General features: G+C 47.2%; 18 protein-coding genes and 12 tRNA genes. 1 reads left to right on the top strand and 29 read right to left on the bottom strand.

Annotated features, from left to right (window positions below; all coding sequences use genetic code 11):
- Positions 1 to 261 precede the first annotated feature (261 nt).
- The 26 genes from CHL76_RS00005 to acpS all read right to left on the bottom strand — a co-directional run bounded on the left by CHL76_RS00005 (position 262) and on the right by acpS (position 13,071).
- Positions 262 to 338: transfer RNA gene (locus tag CHL76_RS00005), tRNA-Ile, on the bottom strand.
- Between the two features lie 46 nt (positions 339 to 384).
- Positions 385 to 458 (bottom strand) — tRNA-Gly (locus tag CHL76_RS00010).
- A 7-nt stretch (positions 459 to 465) separates the two neighbouring features.
- A tRNA-Pro gene (locus CHL76_RS00015) sits at positions 466 to 542 on the bottom strand.
- A 27-nt stretch (positions 543 to 569) separates the two neighbouring features.
- Positions 570 to 646: transfer RNA gene (locus CHL76_RS00020), tRNA-Arg, on the bottom strand.
- A gap of 6 nt (positions 647 to 652) precedes the next feature.
- Positions 653 to 740: transfer RNA gene (locus CHL76_RS00025), tRNA-Leu, on the bottom strand.
- A 21-nt stretch (positions 741 to 761) separates the two neighbouring features.
- Positions 762 to 847 (bottom strand) — tRNA-Leu (locus CHL76_RS00030).
- Between the two features lie 7 nt (positions 848 to 854).
- Positions 855 to 929, bottom strand: a tRNA-Gln gene (locus CHL76_RS00035).
- 16 nt (positions 930 to 945) lie between these two features.
- A tRNA-Asp gene (locus CHL76_RS00040) sits at positions 946 to 1,021 on the bottom strand.
- 18 nt (positions 1,022 to 1,039) lie between these two features.
- Positions 1,040 to 1,115, bottom strand: a tRNA-Val gene (locus tag CHL76_RS00045).
- 5 nt (positions 1,116 to 1,120) lie between these two features.
- Positions 1,121 to 1,195 (bottom strand) — tRNA-Glu (locus tag CHL76_RS00050).
- 8 nt (positions 1,196 to 1,203) lie between these two features.
- A tRNA-Ser gene (locus tag CHL76_RS00055) sits at positions 1,204 to 1,294 on the bottom strand.
- Positions 1,295 to 1,296: 2 nt separating this feature from the next.
- Positions 1,297 to 1,371, bottom strand: a tRNA-Asn gene (locus CHL76_RS00060).
- A 169-nt stretch (positions 1,372 to 1,540) separates the two neighbouring features.
- Entirely contained in the window at positions 1,541 to 1,990 is a 450-nt protein-coding gene (locus tag CHL76_RS00065; protein ID WP_079475031.1) for a SprT family protein, read from the bottom strand.
- 57 nt (positions 1,991 to 2,047) lie between these two features.
- The gene (locus tag CHL76_RS00070) at positions 2,048 to 4,207 is read right to left on the bottom strand and encodes a Tex family protein (RefSeq protein WP_233133167.1); all 2,160 of its coding nucleotides are present in this window, start codon (positions 4,205 to 4,207) and stop codon (positions 2,048 to 2,050) included.
- Positions 4,208 to 4,374: 167 nt separating this feature from the next.
- Entirely contained in the window at positions 4,375 to 4,977 is a 603-nt protein-coding gene (locus CHL76_RS00075; RefSeq protein WP_094907487.1) for a PP2C family serine/threonine-protein phosphatase, read from the bottom strand.
- Positions 4,977 to 5,783: an RNA polymerase sigma factor SigB gene (sigB, locus tag CHL76_RS00080; RefSeq protein WP_079475028.1), complete on the bottom strand. Its 807-nt coding sequence runs from the start codon at positions 5,781 to 5,783 to the stop codon at positions 4,977 to 4,979. Before sigB ends, CHL76_RS00075 begins: the two co-directional genes overlap by 1 nt.
- Positions 5,737 to 6,228 (bottom strand): anti-sigma B factor RsbW, encoded by a 492-nt coding sequence (gene rsbW / locus CHL76_RS00085; RefSeq protein WP_079475027.1) that lies wholly within the window; start codon positions 6,226 to 6,228, stop codon positions 5,737 to 5,739. The genes sigB and rsbW overlap by 47 nt, the downstream gene beginning before the upstream one ends.
- Complete coding sequence (locus tag CHL76_RS00090) at positions 6,228 to 6,563, bottom strand: STAS domain-containing protein (RefSeq protein ID WP_079475026.1); 336 nt, start codon at positions 6,561 to 6,563, stop codon at positions 6,228 to 6,230. Before CHL76_RS00090 ends, rsbW begins: the two co-directional genes overlap by 1 nt.
- 90 nt (positions 6,564 to 6,653) lie before the next feature.
- A complete protein-coding gene (locus tag CHL76_RS00095) occupies positions 6,654 to 7,667 on the bottom strand; it encodes a PP2C family protein-serine/threonine phosphatase (RefSeq protein ID WP_079475025.1) in 1,014 nt (337 codons plus the stop codon).
- A gap of 12 nt (positions 7,668 to 7,679) precedes the next feature.
- Positions 7,680 to 8,093: an anti-sigma regulatory factor gene (locus CHL76_RS00100; protein ID WP_094907488.1), complete on the bottom strand. Its 414-nt coding sequence runs from the start codon at positions 8,091 to 8,093 to the stop codon at positions 7,680 to 7,682.
- 2 nt (positions 8,094 to 8,095) lie between these two features.
- On the bottom strand, positions 8,096 to 8,452 hold the full coding sequence (locus CHL76_RS00105; protein WP_022792604.1) for an STAS domain-containing protein: 357 nt from the start codon (positions 8,450 to 8,452) through the stop codon (positions 8,096 to 8,098).
- 4 nt (positions 8,453 to 8,456) lie between these two features.
- On the bottom strand, positions 8,457 to 9,302 hold the full coding sequence (locus CHL76_RS00110) for an STAS domain-containing protein (RefSeq protein ID WP_079475024.1): 846 nt from the start codon (positions 9,300 to 9,302) through the stop codon (positions 8,457 to 8,459).
- Positions 9,303 to 9,605: 303 nt separating this feature from the next.
- On the bottom strand, positions 9,606 to 9,893 hold the full coding sequence (locus CHL76_RS00115) for a CopG family ribbon-helix-helix protein (protein WP_079475023.1): 288 nt from the start codon (positions 9,891 to 9,893) through the stop codon (positions 9,606 to 9,608).
- 105 nt (positions 9,894 to 9,998) lie between these two features.
- Positions 9,999 to 11,150: an alanine racemase gene (gene alr, locus CHL76_RS00120; protein WP_079475022.1), complete on the bottom strand. Its 1,152-nt coding sequence runs from the start codon at positions 11,148 to 11,150 to the stop codon at positions 9,999 to 10,001.
- A gap of 18 nt (positions 11,151 to 11,168) precedes the next feature.
- The gene (locus tag CHL76_RS00125) at positions 11,169 to 12,707 is read right to left on the bottom strand and encodes an NAD(P)H-hydrate dehydratase (RefSeq protein WP_158219009.1); all 1,539 of its coding nucleotides are present in this window, start codon (positions 12,705 to 12,707) and stop codon (positions 11,169 to 11,171) included.
- On the bottom strand, positions 12,688 to 13,071 hold the full coding sequence (acpS, locus tag CHL76_RS00130) for a holo-ACP synthase (RefSeq protein ID WP_094907490.1): 384 nt from the start codon (positions 13,069 to 13,071) through the stop codon (positions 12,688 to 12,690). Before acpS ends, CHL76_RS00125 begins: the two co-directional genes overlap by 20 nt.
- A gap of 114 nt (positions 13,072 to 13,185) precedes the next feature.
- Here acpS and CHL76_RS00135 point away from each other — a divergent pair, with 114 nt between their 5' ends.
- Positions 13,186 to 13,968 carry a rhomboid family intramembrane serine protease gene (locus CHL76_RS00135; RefSeq protein WP_094907491.1) on the top strand — a complete coding sequence of 261 codons (783 nt, stop codon included), beginning with the start codon at positions 13,186 to 13,188 and terminating at the stop codon, positions 13,966 to 13,968.
- Positions 13,969 to 14,322: 354 nt separating this feature from the next.
- Here CHL76_RS00135 and CHL76_RS00145 read toward each other — a convergent pair whose 3' ends face one another.
- The 3 genes from CHL76_RS00145 to CHL76_RS00155 all read right to left on the bottom strand — a co-directional run bounded on the left by CHL76_RS00145 (position 14,323) and on the right by CHL76_RS00155 (position 16,464).
- Positions 14,323 to 14,583: a metal-sensitive transcriptional regulator gene (locus CHL76_RS00145; RefSeq protein WP_079475017.1), complete on the bottom strand. Its 261-nt coding sequence runs from the start codon at positions 14,581 to 14,583 to the stop codon at positions 14,323 to 14,325.
- A gap of 91 nt (positions 14,584 to 14,674) precedes the next feature.
- On the bottom strand, positions 14,675 to 15,928 hold the full coding sequence (locus CHL76_RS00150) for a hypothetical protein (RefSeq protein WP_079475016.1): 1,254 nt from the start codon (positions 15,926 to 15,928) through the stop codon (positions 14,675 to 14,677).
- Positions 15,925 to 16,464: an RNA polymerase sigma factor SigX gene (locus tag CHL76_RS00155; RefSeq protein WP_079475015.1), complete on the bottom strand. Its 540-nt coding sequence runs from the start codon at positions 16,462 to 16,464 to the stop codon at positions 15,925 to 15,927. Before CHL76_RS00155 ends, CHL76_RS00150 begins: the two co-directional genes overlap by 4 nt.
- Positions 16,465 to 16,595 lie beyond the last annotated feature (131 nt).

The raw sequence follows: 16,595 nt of genomic DNA on the forward strand, positions 1-16,595 counted from the left end.
CATGTATTAGGCACGCCGCCAGCGTTCGTCCTGAGCCAGGATCAAACTCTCCGTAAAAAGTTTGATGCTGTGGCATCAGTGATGCCCTAAAAAAGTGTTGCTTTTGATTGGGGCTCTGGCTTGTCTTTCCTTTTCAAAGAACGATCTGTCGCTCAAAAAAAGCAACTTAAACAATTTAACACGGTGTGTTTTAACTGTCAACACTTTTTAAAGTGACAAATATATTATAACCTTTAAACAACTAAATGTCAATGGAAATAATGGTGGGCCTGAGTGGACTTGAACCACCGACCTCACGCTTATCAGGCGTGCGCTCTGACCAACTGAGCTACAGGCCCACAGGCACAAAAAAATAACTTAGAATTATTTATTTTTTTGTAGTAATGGAGCGGGTGATGGGAATCGAACCCACGACATCAGCTTGGAAGGCTGAGGTTTTACCACTAAACTACACCCGCAAATACATGGTCGGGAAGACAGGATTCGAACCTGCGACCCCTTGGTCCCAAACCAAGTGCTCTACCAAGCTGAGCTACTTCCCGCAGATGCTGCTGAAAAATATAAGTAAATGGTGCGCCTGAGAGGACTTGAACCCCTGGCCTTCTGATCCGTAGTCAGACGCTCTATCCAACTGAGCTACAGGCGCATATTATGGTGCGGTCGAGAGGACTTGAACCTCCACGGGATAAACTCCCACTAGGCCCTCAACCTAGCGCGTCTGCCGATTCCGCCACGACCGCGTACACCGATAATTTATATAATGGTGCGGGTGAAGGGACTTGAACCCCCACGTCACAAGGACACTAGATCCTAAATCTAGCGCGTCTGCCGATTCCGCCACACCCGCGTGTTGTTGGCTGGGCCAGCTGGATTCGAACCAGCGCATCACGGGACCAAAACCCGATGCCTTACCGCTTGGCTATGGCCCAATGTATTGGGTAAAAATGGCGGGCCTGACGGGATTTGAACCCGCGATCTCCTGCGTGACAGGCAGGCATGTTAACCACTACACCACAGGCCCTAAAGTATATAATGAAAATGGTGGAGGATGACAGGATCGAACTGCCGACCCCCTGCTTGTAAGGCAGGTGCTCTCCCAGCTGAGCTAATCCTCCGTAAATGGTGACCCGTACGGGATTCGAACCCGTGTTACCGCCGTGAAAGGGCGGTGTCTTAACCACTTGACCAACGGGCCAGAGTAAATGGCGGAGAAGGAGGGATTTGAACCCTCGCGCCGTTTACACGACCTACTCCCTTAGCAGGGGAGTCCCTTCAGCCACTTGGGTACTTCTCCAATGGCTCCGCAGGCAGGATTCGAACCTGCGACCAATCGGTTAACAGCCGATTGCTCTACCACTGAGCTACTGCGGAATGTGAGCATTTCTTTTTTTGAGACAAAGAAAATTCTACAAGATCTATTATGTAATGTCAATACGCTTTTGAAAGGGAATTTAAAGCTTTTTTTGCCGCTTTTTGAAGCGCCCTCTCTCAAGCGACTTTTATAATGTATCACATCGAAAAAACGCTGGTCAAGGTTTTTCTATATTTTTTTTAATGTTCCTTTGCAGGCTGCGCAAACGTATCTTCGCGTGTCCAATTGCCTCGCTCTTTCAAATGAAATTTGGCAATTTCTGCAGGCGTACCGATAACGTTTTTTCTGCTTTACCCGGTATTGTTCCAAAGAGCGGCAGTGCCTAACTCCCCCCACATACTTCAGCAGTGTCCGGAAGTCGTTGTCTTTATGCTTATACCCTCTCCCTTCCAAGTGTAAATGATAATGGCATAATTCATGTTTTACAATATTAATTACTTCCTGCAAGCCATAACTTTCCATCGACTTTGGGTTCACTTCAATATTTCCTGTAGCAAGCACATACCTCCCTCCCGTAGTCCGCAGCCTTCGGTTAAACGATGCACTATGCTTAAAAGGCTTTTTAAATTCTTCTAGTGATATTCGCTTCGTTAAAGCTGTCAGTTCTTCATCAGACATTGTCTGCCTCCTTTAAAAAACAGAAGGCACGCGGCCCTCTGCTTCTCCAGTCTAGACTTAGTTTACCATCGTTAATGCTACCCGTCCCCGCTTCTGATCAATATCTTCCACCCAAACCGTAACTATTTCTCCTACCGACACCACCTCCATCGGATGTTTGATGAAACGATTGGCAAGCTTGGAAATATGCACAAGCCCATCTTCTTTGACACCTACATCAATGAATGCCCCAAAATCTACTACGTTACGGACCGTCCCCTGAAGCTCCATGCCCTTTTCCAGATCATCAAGGGTCATAATGCCTTTTTTCAGAAGCGGTTTCGAAAATGTATCACGAGGGTCCCGGTTCGGTCTCTTTAAATCCTCAATAATATCCTGCAGTGTAGGAACGCCTACTTCAAGTGCTTCAGCCAACTGAGATACCTGTTGGTTTTCCAGAGCCTCTTTCATTTCTTTTGTGCCCGCCTGCACTGCTTCAAGCTTCAGGTAGCTGAGCAGACGCTCTGCTGTCTGATAGCTCTCCGGATGAATGGCCGTACGATCGAATGGGTTTGCCGACTCCGGTACCCGCAAAAAGCCTGCTGCCTGTTCGTATGTTTTCGCCCCAAGTCTCGGAACCTTCTGCAGCTCCTTCCGGCTCGTAAATCCTTTAAGCTCCTCTCGCTGCTTGATCACATTGTTTGCGACTGCCTTGGAAAGACCCGCCACGTATTGAAGCAGGCTGCCCGAAGCACTGTTAACATCTACTCCTACCTGGTTCACTGCCGTTTCCACCACAAATGTCAGCGACTCATTTAATTTAGCCTGCGAAACGTCATGCTGGTACTGGCCGACCCCGATGGACTTCGGATCTATTTTCACGAGTTCTGCCAGAGGATCCTGAAGCCTGCGGGCAATAGAAGCAGCACTGCGCTCTTCTACCTGCAGTTCCGGAAATTCTTCACGCGCGACCTCTGAAGCAGAATAAACACTCGCTCCAGCCTCGTTTACAATAATATATGAAACATCCGCCTTCGTCTCCTCAACGACTCCGGCGATAAACTCTTCCGTTTCCCTCGAAGCTGTCCCATTGCCAATAGCTATCACCTGTATTTCGTGCTTTTCAATTAAGGCGAACACCGTTTCCTTTGCTTCAGTTACTTTATTTCTTGGCGGAACCGGATAGATCACTCCCACCTCAAGCAGTCTTCCATTTCCGTCTACGACTGACAGCTTGCAGCCGGTACGGTAAGCTGGATCTACGCCCAGTACGATTTTCCCCTTCATCGGAGGCTGCAGCAGGAGATTACGAAGATTTTCGGAAAATACGGATATGGCCTGAGTTTCTGCTTCCTCTGTTTTAGCTTTTCTCAGCTCCCGTTCCACTGCCGGTCCGATCAAACGTTTATAGCTGTCTTCGATCGCTTCGTTCAGCTGAGGAACAACAGGTGAGCCAAAGCGCTTTACTACCTTTTTCTCTATAGCGGATAAAATTCTTTCTTCCGGCGCTTGAAGGGAGATCTTCAGGATACCTTCACTTTCCCCGCGGTTCATGGCCAACACCCGGTGAGACGGGGCCTTGGCCAGCGCTTCTTCATGATCGTAATACATGCTGTAAATGCCGCGTTCATCTTTCTTTTCATCTTTGGCTGCTGAATGAAGCCTGCCTTGTTTATAGCTGAGCTCGCGGACGCTGCGGCGAATATCAGCATCGTCGGCAATCTGTTCAGAAATAATATGTCTTGCACCTTCAAGTGCTGCTGCTTCGTCCACTACTCCCGCCTCTTCATTAACATAAGCCTGCGCTTTTTCCTCCGGCATGCCTTCTTTCGGCTGGTCCATAAGCCATTCCGCTAACGGGGCAAGCCCTTTCTCTTTTGCTGTTGTTGCTTTCGTTCTTCTTTTCTGTTTGTAGGGGCGGTATAAGTCTTCCACTTCTTGAAGCTGCACGGCTTCGTTGATAGATTTTTTTAACTCCGGCGTTAACTTTTCCTGTTTATCAATCAGCCGCAGTACTTCTTCTTTACGCTCTGCTAACTGATTCGCATAATTCCAGGCCTGCTGAACGTCCCGAATGACTGTTTCGTCCGAGGCGCCTGTCTGTTCTTTACGATAACGGGCAATGAAAGGTACCGTGTTACCCTCTTCAATCATATGTATAATGTTTGTGACATGTTTTTCCCGTATTTGAAGATTAGAAGCTATCCGGGTCGTAACACTATTTATTTCTTTTTCCATTTGCTTCCTCCTGTCTAGCGCACCATCCATTAAAATTTATGCCTACTTGTATTATGACGCACGCCTGCATGTATAAAACACAACTTCATCATAACATCAAAACGCATACCCTGCTTTTTCCTTTATGTACAAAAAACCCCTTCACCACCGGCAGTGATGAAAGAGGTTTAACCTAATGAACCGACCATTAAAGTAACATCATCGTTTTCATTTTCAGCTTTTTCAGCGAGTTTATTTTTGTATTCTTCTGCCGATTGCATATAAAGCAAACTACGCTGGTCTTCAGAAGAAACAGTCATTCCGTCCGAGTGAAGCACAAAAGAGATGCCCTTTTCAAAAGGAACGTATTCGAGCCGGTACTGAAATTTCCTCCCCGAAAGATATCCCTTTGTCGGAATGGGACGAAAAATGTCTTCATTGTCAGCGCTGATATAGCAAGTAATGTTGCCAATGCTTCCATAAATCAGTTCCTGCTCTTTATAGCAGACTTTAATTATCGCAAGAACCACTCCCCGTTCAGAAACGAGCGCACGGTTACAGCGCTCTAACAGCATAGGAATGGCCTCATGTTTATGCGCTCTGATGATATTCATTGCAATCTCCGCGGACTGCCTGGCACCTTCACCGCTTCCCAGGCCATCCGTCACAGAACAGAGAAAGAAGTCTTCTGTTTCTACTATGAGATAGCTGTCCCCGCAAACACGGTTGCCCGGCTTCGTTTTTTGAAAGACCGCGGTATTCACTTGTGTATTCGAGGTAGAGTCCGTCATTACAGGCACTCCGAAGGCTCCACTCTTATAGATTCACGCAGTTTTTGCAGAGCCCTTCGCTGCAGCCTTGAAACATGCATTTGGGAAATTCCCAGCTGCTCTCCTGTTTCTTTTTGGCTTAAGTTTTCAAAATACGTGCATCTTAGAATTTCTTTTTCTCTGTCTGTTAAAACAGCAAAAGCTTTTTGAAGCAGCAGCTGCTGATCTGTTTTTTCATACCCTTCTTCGTTGGCACCGACGAGGTCTAGCAGGGTGACGGCACTGCCTTCCTGATCTGCTTCAATGGAACGGTCCACAGATAAGGCCTGATAGCTTTTGCCCATTTCCATCGTTTCAAGAACTTCTTCTTCGCTTACTTCAAGGTACTCGGCAATTTCGTCCACATACGGAGAACGCTGCAGGCGAGTAGTAAGCTCTTCCACTGCTTTTTTAATTCTTGGCCCGAGTTCTTTAATACGGCGCGGGACGTGCACACTCCACGTTTTGTCACGGATAAACCGTTTGATTTCCCCTACAATGGTTGGAACCGCGAACGATTCAAAGCTTCTCTTAAAAGAATCGTCAAAACGGCGCAGCGCTGCTAGAAGCCCAATCATTCCTACTTGATATAGGTCGTCATCGTGATCCTGTCCCCGGGAAAACTTTCTCGATAAAGACTGCACAAGCGGTTCATAATGCTCTACAAGTTTTGTTTGAATTTCTTCTGTGGGATCTTCCTGGAACTGGCGGATCCATTCATAAACTTCTTCACTCGTGCCATTATTTTTGTTCTTGCGCGTTTGTTTCGGTTGAGACTCCGTCGACATTGTTTTCCACCTCGTCTCTTTGCAGAAACTTTGTCATAGAAATAGCCACTCCATTTTCGCCGCTGATTTCTACTTTATCCATCAATGTGTCTATGAGGAACAGTCCAAGTCCCCCCTCTTTTAATTCATCGATCGGCTTCTTGCTGTCTACGGGACCCAGATTTTGATCCAGTTCTTCAAGAACAAAGCTTTGGCCGGTGTCTGCTACCACCATCTCCACCCGGTCTTCAAATACATTACAGGACAGATTCATATTGCCGGTTTCTTCGTATGCATGGTTCACCACATTCGTGCATGCTTCCGCTACTGCAATTTTAATGTCCTCAATGTCATCGTAAGAAAAACCGAGGCGGTTTGCGAGTCCAGAAACTGTCAGCCGGGCGATTCCCACGTATTGAGGCTTGGCCGGAAGGGTCATTTCCAAATAATCTGACTGACGTTCCATTATTTGGCCTCCTCTGTATTTTCATCATCAATAGTAATCACTTCATCAAGTCCGGTAATGGTAAACAGGCGCTTCACCCGTTCATTCAAACCTGTCAGGCGCAGTGTGGCGCCGTGGTTTTCAGCTGACTTTAAAGCGCCGATAAATATACCAAGCCCCGTACTGTCGATATAACTTACGTCTGTCAGGTCCACGATCACTTCTACGCCCTCTTCTTCCGTCAGCGGGTTCAGGTTTGCTTTCAGCTCCGGAGCCGTATAAGCATCAACTTCTCCAGCCACTCTTAAAATTTTCTTTTTATCTGCTTTCTCTATCACTTCTGTCGATAAATTCATTTAGTAAACCTCCTCATAACCATGCTGCTATATATAAATTACGATTTTTTACTTGTGCATCTTTCTCATTCTTCCCAAATCATAACCGGTTTAAACATTTCTTCGCAGAATAATCAATGTAAAGTCGTCGCGGAGCTGGAACCCCTGAGCTCTCTCCAGTTCATAAAATACGTGATTTACAATTTCCTGGGCCGGGAGATGCTGATACGTACGAATAAGGCGTGTGATAGCTTCGCGTTCAATAAAGCCATCATCGGTCCGGCATTCGGTTACGCCGTCTGACAAGAGCACAACAAAATCTCCCGGGTCCACCGTGAGCTGGTATTCCTTATAGTTAGTATTTCTTTTAATCCCGAGAACGATGCCTTTGGCATGCAGCTCTTCAAATGTATCCTCCGCTGCCTTGTAATAGAAACCGGGCTCGTGCCCTGCTCCCGCGTAGTTAAACTGATGGGAACGCGAATCATATGAGCCATACATCATCGTAATAAACATATTCGAAGCAATGTTCTGTTCCACTACCCGGTTTACGTTTTCAAGCAAAGCTCCAGGCTGCAGGCGCTGTTCCGGATAGCTGTCCATCGTGTACTTGATCATAGACATACATAAAGCAGCCGGTATGCCCTTTCCAATAATGTCAGCGATCGCAAGACCGACACAGTCATGGTCGTCTTTAACAAAATGATAGTAGTCGCCGCTCATCTTTGAAGCCGGTACACTTAGAACCCCTACATCCAACCCGTTCACGTGCGGGATTTCATCCGGAAGAAACGTCTGCTGCATGTTCGCAGCTACGTTGATCTCCGCTTCGAGCTCCTTTGTTTTATCACGAAGGCTCTGATGTTCGCGATAGGCAAGGCCGTATCCCATCATCACTTCGAGAAGAAGCTCAAATGATTCATGGGCTCCCTTAGGAAGCTCCGGGAAAAATTCTTCCAGTACCTCCAGGTGAAGGCTGACGACTTCCTCCGGGGAAATCTGTTCCTCAAGTACTCTCTTACTGAACTGTTGGGCATAATAGAGCCCCTGTTCACTCTGTTCCTCTAAATACGCTCTTAAAATATTTGCATATTGGTCATGCAACAATTCCTTCGACTCAGCCAATGTTTTTCCTCCTTAACGGAGCCATTTGATTGCCGTTATCGTTGTACCCTCTTCCATCACCGAGTCAACGTCAAAATCATCCATTAATCTTCTAACTCCTGGAAGCCCGGCTCCTAAACCACCCGAAGTAGTATACCCGTCTTCCATTACTTCTCTTATGTTCTTAATGCCGGGACCACGGTCTTTAGCCGTAATCTTTATACCCTTCTTTTTCTGGGCCCCCCGGGTTTCTTCCACTGCCTCAATAACGATTTCCCCTTTTTCAGCATACAGGTAGATGTTTCTCGCCAGTTCTGAAATGGCTGTCGTTATTCGCGCCTGGTCCACCCCGCCAAATCCTATTTCCTTGGCTAAATTCCGTCCGGCCTGCCTGGCCGACACAATTCCCCATTCGGTCTGCACTTCAACACTGGATTGGATACTCATATTTACCCCTCCAATTCCTGTTGAAGTTTCTCAAGTCCCTGCTCAAGATCTAGCGCTGTTGGTACTTCTTCGAGCATAATGCCCATATCTATCAGAGTAATCGCTACTGCCGGCTGAATCCCCGTCAAAACGACTTTCGCTCCCATTAAGTTGGACATTTCCACGACATCGCCCAGCACTTTAGCGATAAATGAGTCGATCATATCCACAGAGGTCAAATCAATTACTACCCCTGTAGAGCCTTCTTCATGGATTTTGCTTAACAGATCTTCCTGAAATTGAAGAGCCGTTTGATCATCTAAATCTACCTGCACTGAAATTAATAAATAGTGACTTAGTTTTAAGATTGGAATCCGCATCGTCTTATGCCCTCCATTCTGCTCCATGCTCTATTCGGACCATTTTGCGCTGCGTTAATTCAAGCGCTGATTCAATACCCTTGCGCAGGCTGCTCTTTGTCGGAAAGGTACTCAGGTCAATGCCCAGGTTTACAATTGTCTGGGCAATCTCCGGACGAATACCGACCAAAATACACTCCGCTCCTACCAGCCTTACCGCTTTAGAGGCTTGAATAATATGGTTTGCTACCATCGTATCCACTACCGGCACGCCGGTTATATCAATCAAAACCACCTGGGAACGATGCTGAATAATCCCGTCGAGCAAATTCTCCATAATGAGCTTTGCCCGCTCGGTGTCAATCGCTCCTATCAAAGGCATGACACTAACTTTTTCGAAGACAGGAATAAGAGGAGCAGAAAGTTCATTTAAAGCCATCTGCTGCAGTTCAAGTGTTTTCACCCATGAATCGGAATAATCATCAACCAGCTGGTTCACGATCGCATCCACCCATTCTTCCACTTCTACAATCAAGTTCATGCTGTCTTCTTCTGCGTTATTAATATATGGAACAATGTAAGCTGTAACGATGCGCCGGAACGCCTGCATCCCCTGCGTAAAATAACTCAATGGCCAATCGGTCTGGATAAGCCGCTCCGCAAAATGCTTAATCTTGCCCTCGGCTTCCGACCGCTCTAAACGGACTGAGCTGTACAGCACATCAATAAATTCTTCGTTGTTTGTGAATACTAAATCATCAGGAAGGGAGTTTTTAAAATACTCTTCCTGGACCCGGGCCATCTCTTTTTTCCAATTGGAGACCAGCTGTTCCTGATGGTCATTGATGGCCTGCACTACAGATGAATGCATCGTAAATTCCTCCATCTAGTCTGTCCATTTTCCGTTTTATAGGCGGGGTATGTTATATATATTACTGCCCGGACTGGTGCATACTTTGTATTGTGACGCTTGTTAAGGATACACCTGTACACTATCATACTCTATTTAGTATTATTCCATGTATAGTACTTTAGCGCAAACAATTATAGCTACATTCATATATACTCCTGAAGAAACTTTATTACAATAAAAAAGCTGCCCGCCTTTCACAGACAGGCAAGCAGCTTTTTATTAATTTTTGTTTCTTAAAAAAGAAATATAATTTCGAGTGTTTTAGATTCCGCTAAGCAACCGGCGATTCAAAGAGTGATCCACTTCTGTTTCTGCCTGAAATGATTCAGCAGCAATATTTAAATTGATACTGCTCATTTCTTCGTACCCTTGCTTCATCGCTTCTTGAAACTCCAGACGTTGGCGTTCTTTTAGATACATCTCCGTAGCTTGATGAATAAACTCGTTGCGGTTTGAGCTCTGCTGCCCCTCTTCAATCATTCCATCAAGTTCGTCAAGAAGATAGTCAGGCAGGCTGACCTTAATCTGCTTAGTGCTTTTCTGATGCACTCCACACACCTCCAGGTTGACCCTTTTAGATTACCATCCCTTAATCATTACTTAACTCATCATAGCATTTCTATATGCTGTTTGCAAAGCGCGTTTTTTATAAAATCAAGCTCCGGGCCTGTTATCAGGAGGATATACCCGGGGGACACGTTTACTGATGATGCAGGGAACTTCGTATGTAATGGTACCGAGACGACTGGCTACTTCCGTGACGCTGATCGTTTCCTCTCTCTGACTGCCAATCAGCGTTACTTCCGTATCCACTGGAACTTCATGCGGCAGCCGTACCATCATCTGATCCATGCAGATACGGCCGACAATAGGCACGCGGTATCCATCTACCAGTACCTCGCCTTGATTTTCAGCATGCGCCCGTAGCCAGCCATCGGCATAACCGATAGGCACCGTGCCAATCCATTCATTTTCCACGGAGGTATAGGTTGCCCCATAGCTGATACTTGTGCCCGGCGGCACTTCTTTCACCTGAGTCAGGCGGCTGTGAAGTGTGAATGCTTCTTTAAGCGTAAAAGGAAGATGTTCAGTAATGTTCTCCGCTGGGGTCAATCCATACATGGAAATACCGAAGCGTATCATGTTAAAGCAATGCTCGGGAAAACGCATAGCTGCCGCACTGTTGCCACAATGAATCAGCCTGGGAGAACGTCCAAGATGCTGTACCAGGTCGACGACCCGGGAAAATCGGGCGTACTGCTGTTCAAAATAAGTGGTTTCGAGCTCATCAGCAGTAGCAAAATGCGTATACATCCCCTCCAGCTCTACAGAAGGATTCTGGGCTGCAGCGTCCAGAAAAGAAGCAATTTCGCTATCTTCCCTCAATCCTAAACGTCCCATGCCAGTATCCACCTTCATATGAATTAAAAGCGATTCCCCGGAAGCATACTTGGAAGCTTCTTTAAGCCACTCTTCCTGAAAGACCGTGAGCCGGATACCATTGCGGGCAGCCACTGGGGCATCCTGCGGACGCGTTCTTCCGAGTACGAGAATCGGCAGCTCTATACCAGCCTCCCGCAGTTCGAGTGCTTCTTCGAGAAGGGCTACGCCAAAATAAGAAGCCCCTGCCTCTGCTGCGGCCAAAGCGGTCGCTGCTGCGCCGTGCCCGTATCCATCTGCTTTAACTACGGCCATTACGGCTACGTCCACTGCATGGAGCTTCCGTATTTCACGGACGTTGTATTTAATATTTTCTGTATTAATCTCTGCCCAAGTATCCCGGTAGGATTCGCTGGAAAAAGCCATGATGATTCCTCTTTTCTATCATTTCTTTTGTGACTGGATGAAAGCAATTGCTTTCGGCAGATAATCGATCAAATTGGATGCAGTAAAAGAATAATCCGATGCCCCTTCTGCTGTCGCCATTTCTGCAGCTAAACCGTGAATATAAACTGCATTACAGACGCCCTGTTCCACCGTGGGGGCCTGAAGCATCATAGCAAGCACAATTCCGGTCAGTGCATCGCCAGAGCCTCCCTTGGCAAGAGCACTACTGCCACTCGTACTCACGTATTGTCTGCCTTCAGGTGTAGTAATAATCGTATTTGGCCCTTTAAGCACGACGTAGCAGCCAAATTCACGTGCGTAATTGCGCGAAACTGTAAACCGCTCCGCATTGATTTCTTTTGGGGAAAGGCCAGTCAGCCGGCCCATTTCACCGGGGTGGGGCGTCAAAATCAACGGAGACTCTCTGTTGGTCATTTCCTCTTCAAGCTCCGGGAGAAAATAAAGACCGTCTGCATCTAGTACAAGCGGGATTTGTGTCTCAGTCAACAGCCTTCTCGTTAATACTTTTGTGCTGTCCGTCCTTCCCAGCCCTGAACCGGCTGCAACGCCGTCCATGCTGGCCCACGGGAATGGGGTATGCTGCAGGTCAGCCACCTGCCCGTTTTTCGTTTCAGCCAGCGGAAAATATGTTGCCTCGAGCACGTGAGAAGCGACCGCTGTCAACGCAGACTCCGGTACACTGGTGGTCAGAAGCCCGATACCCGAACGCAGGCAGGCATTCGAAGCGATGGCCGGCGCGCCGGGCATATTATAAGCCCCTGCTATAAGCAGCCCTTTGCCGTTATCGCCCTTATGGGACTCCTGCGTCCGTTCCGGCAAACTTTTAGCTGCGTCGCCTGCCTCCCACGTCTGTCTTTTCTGGTTCAATGTTTCCCATGAGATTCTCGGCACGCCTATCGACACAGTCCGGATCTCTCCGTAATAATGCCTCGCCGGATACAGGTACGTGCTCAACGTAGGAGCTTCAAGAACTACCGTGGTATCTGCCATTACAGCTGTTTCGGGCAATTCTTCCTCATTTGCCGGCACGCCGGTAGGAATATCCACCGCTGTAACTGGTGCTTTTACGCTGTTCAGCCATCTGGCTGTAGAATAAAAAGGCTCCTTCAGCTCTCCATGAATTCCCGTACCGAGCATGGCATCAATATAAATGACCCCTTCTTCCGGCGAATCTGGTTCAGGGATGCCGGTACCTGCCGTCATCGGAAGACCACAGGCACAGTATAAATTTTTATGGTACAGTGCGCCTCCAGAAAGGGCGTCCTCTGCGGCCAGCAAATACACGCTGACGTTCCAGCCAAGGGACGAAAGATTTCTCCCGATAACGAAGCCATCACCACCGTTGTTTCCCTTCCCGGCAAAAATAACGGCCGTATGCGCTTCAGAGTGCATCTTATGAATCTCATCTGCTGCTGCACGTCCAGCGTTTTCCATTAATAGCTCTTCTTTCATTCCAATTGTTTCAATCGTGTATTGGTCGAGCTGCTGCATCTCTTTACTCGTTACGATCTGCATATCCTTCACTCCTTTCTTCAATAATAACCTGTGCAACTGCACTGTCCCGCGAATGGCTGATGGATACGTGTATCGTATACGCTTCATAGCCCCTGCAGCGGAGCAGCGGCTCTCCTTTCTTTCCGTTACTCACCGTAATATCGTGAAATCCTGTCTCTGCAGAAATACCAGTTCCCGCTGCTTTGACAAATGCTTCCTTAGCGGCAAACCTTCCCGCTGTGAATGCTACCAGTCGTTTGCCGGAAAGCCGCTCGGAGGCTATTAATTCTTGCTCATTTAAAATTCGCGGCAAAAATTTTTTCTGTTTTAGAGAGCGTTCGATCCGCTCTAATTCAATAATGTCTATGCCGATTCCCTTAATCATACACTTCCCCTTCCCGCAACGCTTTTCGTGTATTCCTTTATTTATTCGTGCTACACTGGCCGTATATACTTATACACCTTGGTATACCCGTTACCAGAAAGGGGATTAACCCACTTGTTTATCCGCCATGAGACTTTTTCTACTTTTTTAAGGCGCTACCCTGTAATCTCTATTATACTGGTGATCCATCTGCTGTTATTTTGCTGGGTGAATCTTTCTGCCCTGACAAACGGCCTTATTCCTTTCGGAGAAGTGATTTATTATTTGATGGTAGGCAACAACTTCGCTATTCAGAGCGGAGAGTACTGGCGTCTTCTTACTCCGGTGTTTTTACATACGTCATTCGGTCATGTGATTTTCAACTCTTTTGCCCTGCTGCTTTTCGGGCCGCCTCTCGAATTCATGCTCGGCCGCCTCAAATTTCTGGCATTTTACTTAACAGCCGGGGTCATTGGAAATATTGCCACGCTGTTTTTTGGCGGGCTCTATTTGTCACACCTTGGTGCCTCGGGCGCCATTTACGGACTGTTTGGTGCGTATGTATTTATTATGATGAACCGCCGGCACCTAATTGACCCTTCAAGTGCCCAGATAGTTGTTGTCCTGCTTGTGATAGGCATGGTGTTCACTCTGTTAAATTCCGGGGTCAACATATGGGCGCACTTGTTTGGATTTGTTGCCGGGTTCGGGCTGATCCCTCTCTTTTTAAAAAACGTTGTTCCTTTTTATTTTTCTCACGGCTACGGGCCTTCTTCCGATATACGCAGGCCGCGACGGAAGATCCGGGCAGTAACTGCCCAGAAAGCAGGGAAACGGATTGCCCTGATTATCGCCTACATTATAGTAGGAGCCGTATTTCTTCGTGTGCTTCAGCTCGTCATCACAGCTTTGATGTAGAAAGAAAAGCGGAAATGCCCTGGTAGCCGCGAAGGGTACTTCCCGGCCGCGCAGAGCAGCCTGCTGCTCGAAGTCGGACGGAAAGTAATCCCGAGAGGGGGGCATTGGAGCTGGACAAGAAGAAAAGCGGAAGAGGCTGAACAGTGACACGGGATCTGGAAGCTCTTTTGACAAGTGGCTCTTTCACTTGAAAAGAAGAGCTGAAGAGACCTGCCGTCACTGGCTTCTGAAGCTGGACATAGAAAAGCAGAAGAAGCCGAACAGTAACGCGGGAAACCATATTTCCACCTATGTATCAGCGCCTGCGCCAGATAGAAAAGAGGCCCTTCCCGCAGTGAAGTGGCCTCTTTTTCGTCACCTGCTCTTTACGAGCAGATTGATGGCTTCCTGTACAGATTCGTTCGTGTCTTCTCCACGTTCCATTTGCTCCCGCATGCACTGTTCCAGGTTTTCACTGACGATTACACCGATCGCACGATCCATCGCTGAACGTGCCGCTGACATCTGCCCTACAGTGCTCCGGCAGTCTTCGCCCTCTTCCATCATCCGAAGGACACCCCGCACCTGCCCTTCAACGCGGCGAAGTCTATTTTTAATATTTGAATCATATTCCATGATTTAAGCAGCCTCCAATGTATTCAAAATATCCCTCGTCATTATACATGAAATAATTAGAAGTTTCCTATACCTTATAACAAATTTAGAGTCAGCCGGCTTTCCAATTCATCGTATTAGGAGCCGAAGGAACTTCCCATCTCTGATTGAGCGGCACCTCCCCGATTGGTTCACTGCTCTCAGAAATAAACTCTATAGAATCATATCCAAAATCAGCAGCCGCAAGCCCAACCGCATCCATCATCGCCTGCTGTACTTCCGCAGACGTATCTTCAAGAGACCCTGCCAGGCTGATAGTGACTGATTCACCCTCCTCTTCTACATTCCCCACAGTAAGAGAAGCGGGAATGGGGGCCCTCACTTCGGAGATTTCAGGCCCTTCATTCATCTTTACCAGTGTTTCCTCCAGGGAAAGAAGAGAACCGTTCCCATTCGTCGTAGAAACGCCGGCCCCTTCACCGGTTACCAAGTAAGAGGATTCGTTTACATCATATAAATAGTAGCCGCGATTCTGCTCGATGTCCCCCGCCTCTATTTCTTCATCTTCATTGTCTTCAGTGGATATATTTGATACCGCTATACCTTCTTCTCCTAAATAACGGGCAAGCTCTTCAATACCCCGCTCAATCTGGCCGGCTTCCACATTTGTAGTTTCAGAGGACACTGCTGCTTCGAGCCTGCCATTATCAGTATCTTTCCACGAAACTTTTTCTGTCACCGCAGGCCCGAGCCCAAAGTCATTACCATCGATTTCTTCAGTAATGTAACTCAAAAGATTCTTCAGATCTGTTTCCGCCACAAACGTCAAAGGGACAATGACTGACCCCTCCATACTTTCGAAAGGAATAGTTACAGCATTTACACCGCTGCTGCTTTCTTCCTTTGTAAGCGCCGATACATATCCGGCCGGCACTTCTCCGCTCTCCTCCGTGTTTTCCTGGATCTCTGGAGATCCTTCTTCTTCGGTGTTGCTTTCTGCAGGCACAGATTCTTCATCGCCGGTGCTGTCTGAAGCATCTTCATCTGTATTTTCCGATTCCTGACGTTCGGTTGACTCTGAATCTCCAGTTTCATTCTCGTCTTCAGCGTTTTCTTCCTGAGAAGGGGAAGCTGTCTGATTCGAAGTCCACCATATTCCCGGAACGATAAGTATCGCGAGTAAGAGGATTGCCGCCGAGGTGAAAACTGGAGCCGGCCATCGCCGGTGCGTGCGGTGTCTCTTTTTCGAATCCAGCCGATCCTGAATATTATGATAGATTTCATTTTTGGACCGTTTATCCTGCACCCGGGGCATTTGCTTTAATGAATGTTCAATCCGTTCCCTGGAACGATTATGCTTCTTCAATCTCCTGCCCTCCTTTCTTCTAAGTTTTCCCTGTTTTCCATTAAGTCCTGTATCTTTTTCACGGCCCGGTGCTGTGTCGTTTTCACCTTACTTTCCGACCATCCGAGCACTTCGGCTGCTTCTTTGATCGAAAGCGATTCCACGTAACGAAGCATAAGCACCTGCCGCTGATCCGCCGAGCATGCTTTCATGCATTCGTAAATTTCACGCACATCGTCTTTGGCAGTTAGAATTTCGTCTGGAAGCGGCGCCGGGTCCCGCATTTCTTCTTTTGACAGAGGGCCAAGCACGCCCAGCCATTTCCGCTTTTTTCTATTCTGCTTGCGGATCCAGTCTATGCCAACATGCCTGGCGATAGAATAAAGCCATGTTTTTTCACTGCTTTTACCTTCAAACGTATCAAAGGAATGCAGAACTTTAATATAAACTTCCTGGACCAGTTCTTCTGCCGTTTCACGATCCCGGACCATATAAAATAAGTATTGGAAAAGGGAGTGATGATATTGTTCATATAGCCTTTCAAACTCATCATGCATGATGAACACTTCCTTAATGTAGACGTTCCCTGTCTGTATTAGTTACACCGGTAATTTTATTAATAGATAGTGGAAAAAGGGATTACGTTTCCACTCGTTTTCTTTTTATGTATATTCAAAATTTAATTCTT

It is taken from the genome of Marinococcus halophilus (assembly GCF_002265875.1).
GTDB lineage: Bacteria > Bacillota > Bacilli > Bacillales > Marinococcaceae > Marinococcus > Marinococcus halophilus.

Bases quoted from the DNA above. Each gene is read 5' to 3' on its own strand.
- CHL76_RS00145 (WP_079475017.1), bottom strand. From the start codon at position 14,583: ATGGAATATGATTCAAATATTAAAAATAGACTTCGCCGCGTTGAAGGG.
- CHL76_RS00065 (WP_079475031.1), bottom strand. From the start codon at position 1,990: ATGTCTGATGAAGAACTGACAGCTTTAACGAAGCGAATATCACTAGAA.
- alr (WP_079475022.1), bottom strand. From the start codon at position 11,150: ATGGCTTTTTCCAGCGAATCCTACCGGGATACTTGGGCAGAGATTAAT.
- CHL76_RS00090 (WP_079475026.1), bottom strand. From the start codon at position 6,563: ATGAATTTATCGACAGAAGTGATAGAGAAAGCAGATAAAAAGAAAATT.
- CHL76_RS00075 (WP_094907487.1), bottom strand. From the start codon at position 4,977: ATGACGGACTCTACCTCGAATACACAAGTGAATACCGCGGTCTTTCAA.
- CHL76_RS00070 (WP_233133167.1), bottom strand. From the start codon at position 4,207: ATGGAAAAAGAAATAAATAGTGTTACGACCCGGATAGCTTCTAATCTT.
- CHL76_RS00110 (WP_079475024.1), bottom strand. From the start codon at position 9,302: ATGCATTCATCTGTAGTGCAGGCCATCAATGACCATCAGGAACAGCTG.
- CHL76_RS00125 (WP_158219009.1), bottom strand. From the start codon at position 12,707: ATGCAGATCGTAACGAGTAAAGAGATGCAGCAGCTCGACCAATACACG.
- CHL76_RS00105 (WP_022792604.1), bottom strand. From the start codon at position 8,452: ATGCGGATTCCAATCTTAAAACTAAGTCACTATTTATTAATTTCAGTG.
- CHL76_RS00155 (WP_079475015.1), bottom strand. From the start codon at position 16,464: ATGCATGATGAGTTTGAAAGGCTATATGAACAATATCATCACTCCCTT.
- rsbW (WP_079475027.1), bottom strand. From the start codon at position 6,228: ATGGAACGTCAGTCAGATTATTTGGAAATGACCCTTCCGGCCAAGCCT.
- sigB (WP_079475028.1), bottom strand. From the start codon at position 5,783: ATGTCGACGGAGTCTCAACCGAAACAAACGCGCAAGAACAAAAATAAT.
- CHL76_RS00100 (WP_094907488.1), bottom strand. From the start codon at position 8,093: ATGAGTATCCAATCCAGTGTTGAAGTGCAGACCGAATGGGGAATTGTG.
- acpS (WP_094907490.1), bottom strand. From the start codon at position 13,071: ATGATTAAGGGAATCGGCATAGACATTATTGAATTAGAGCGGATCGAA.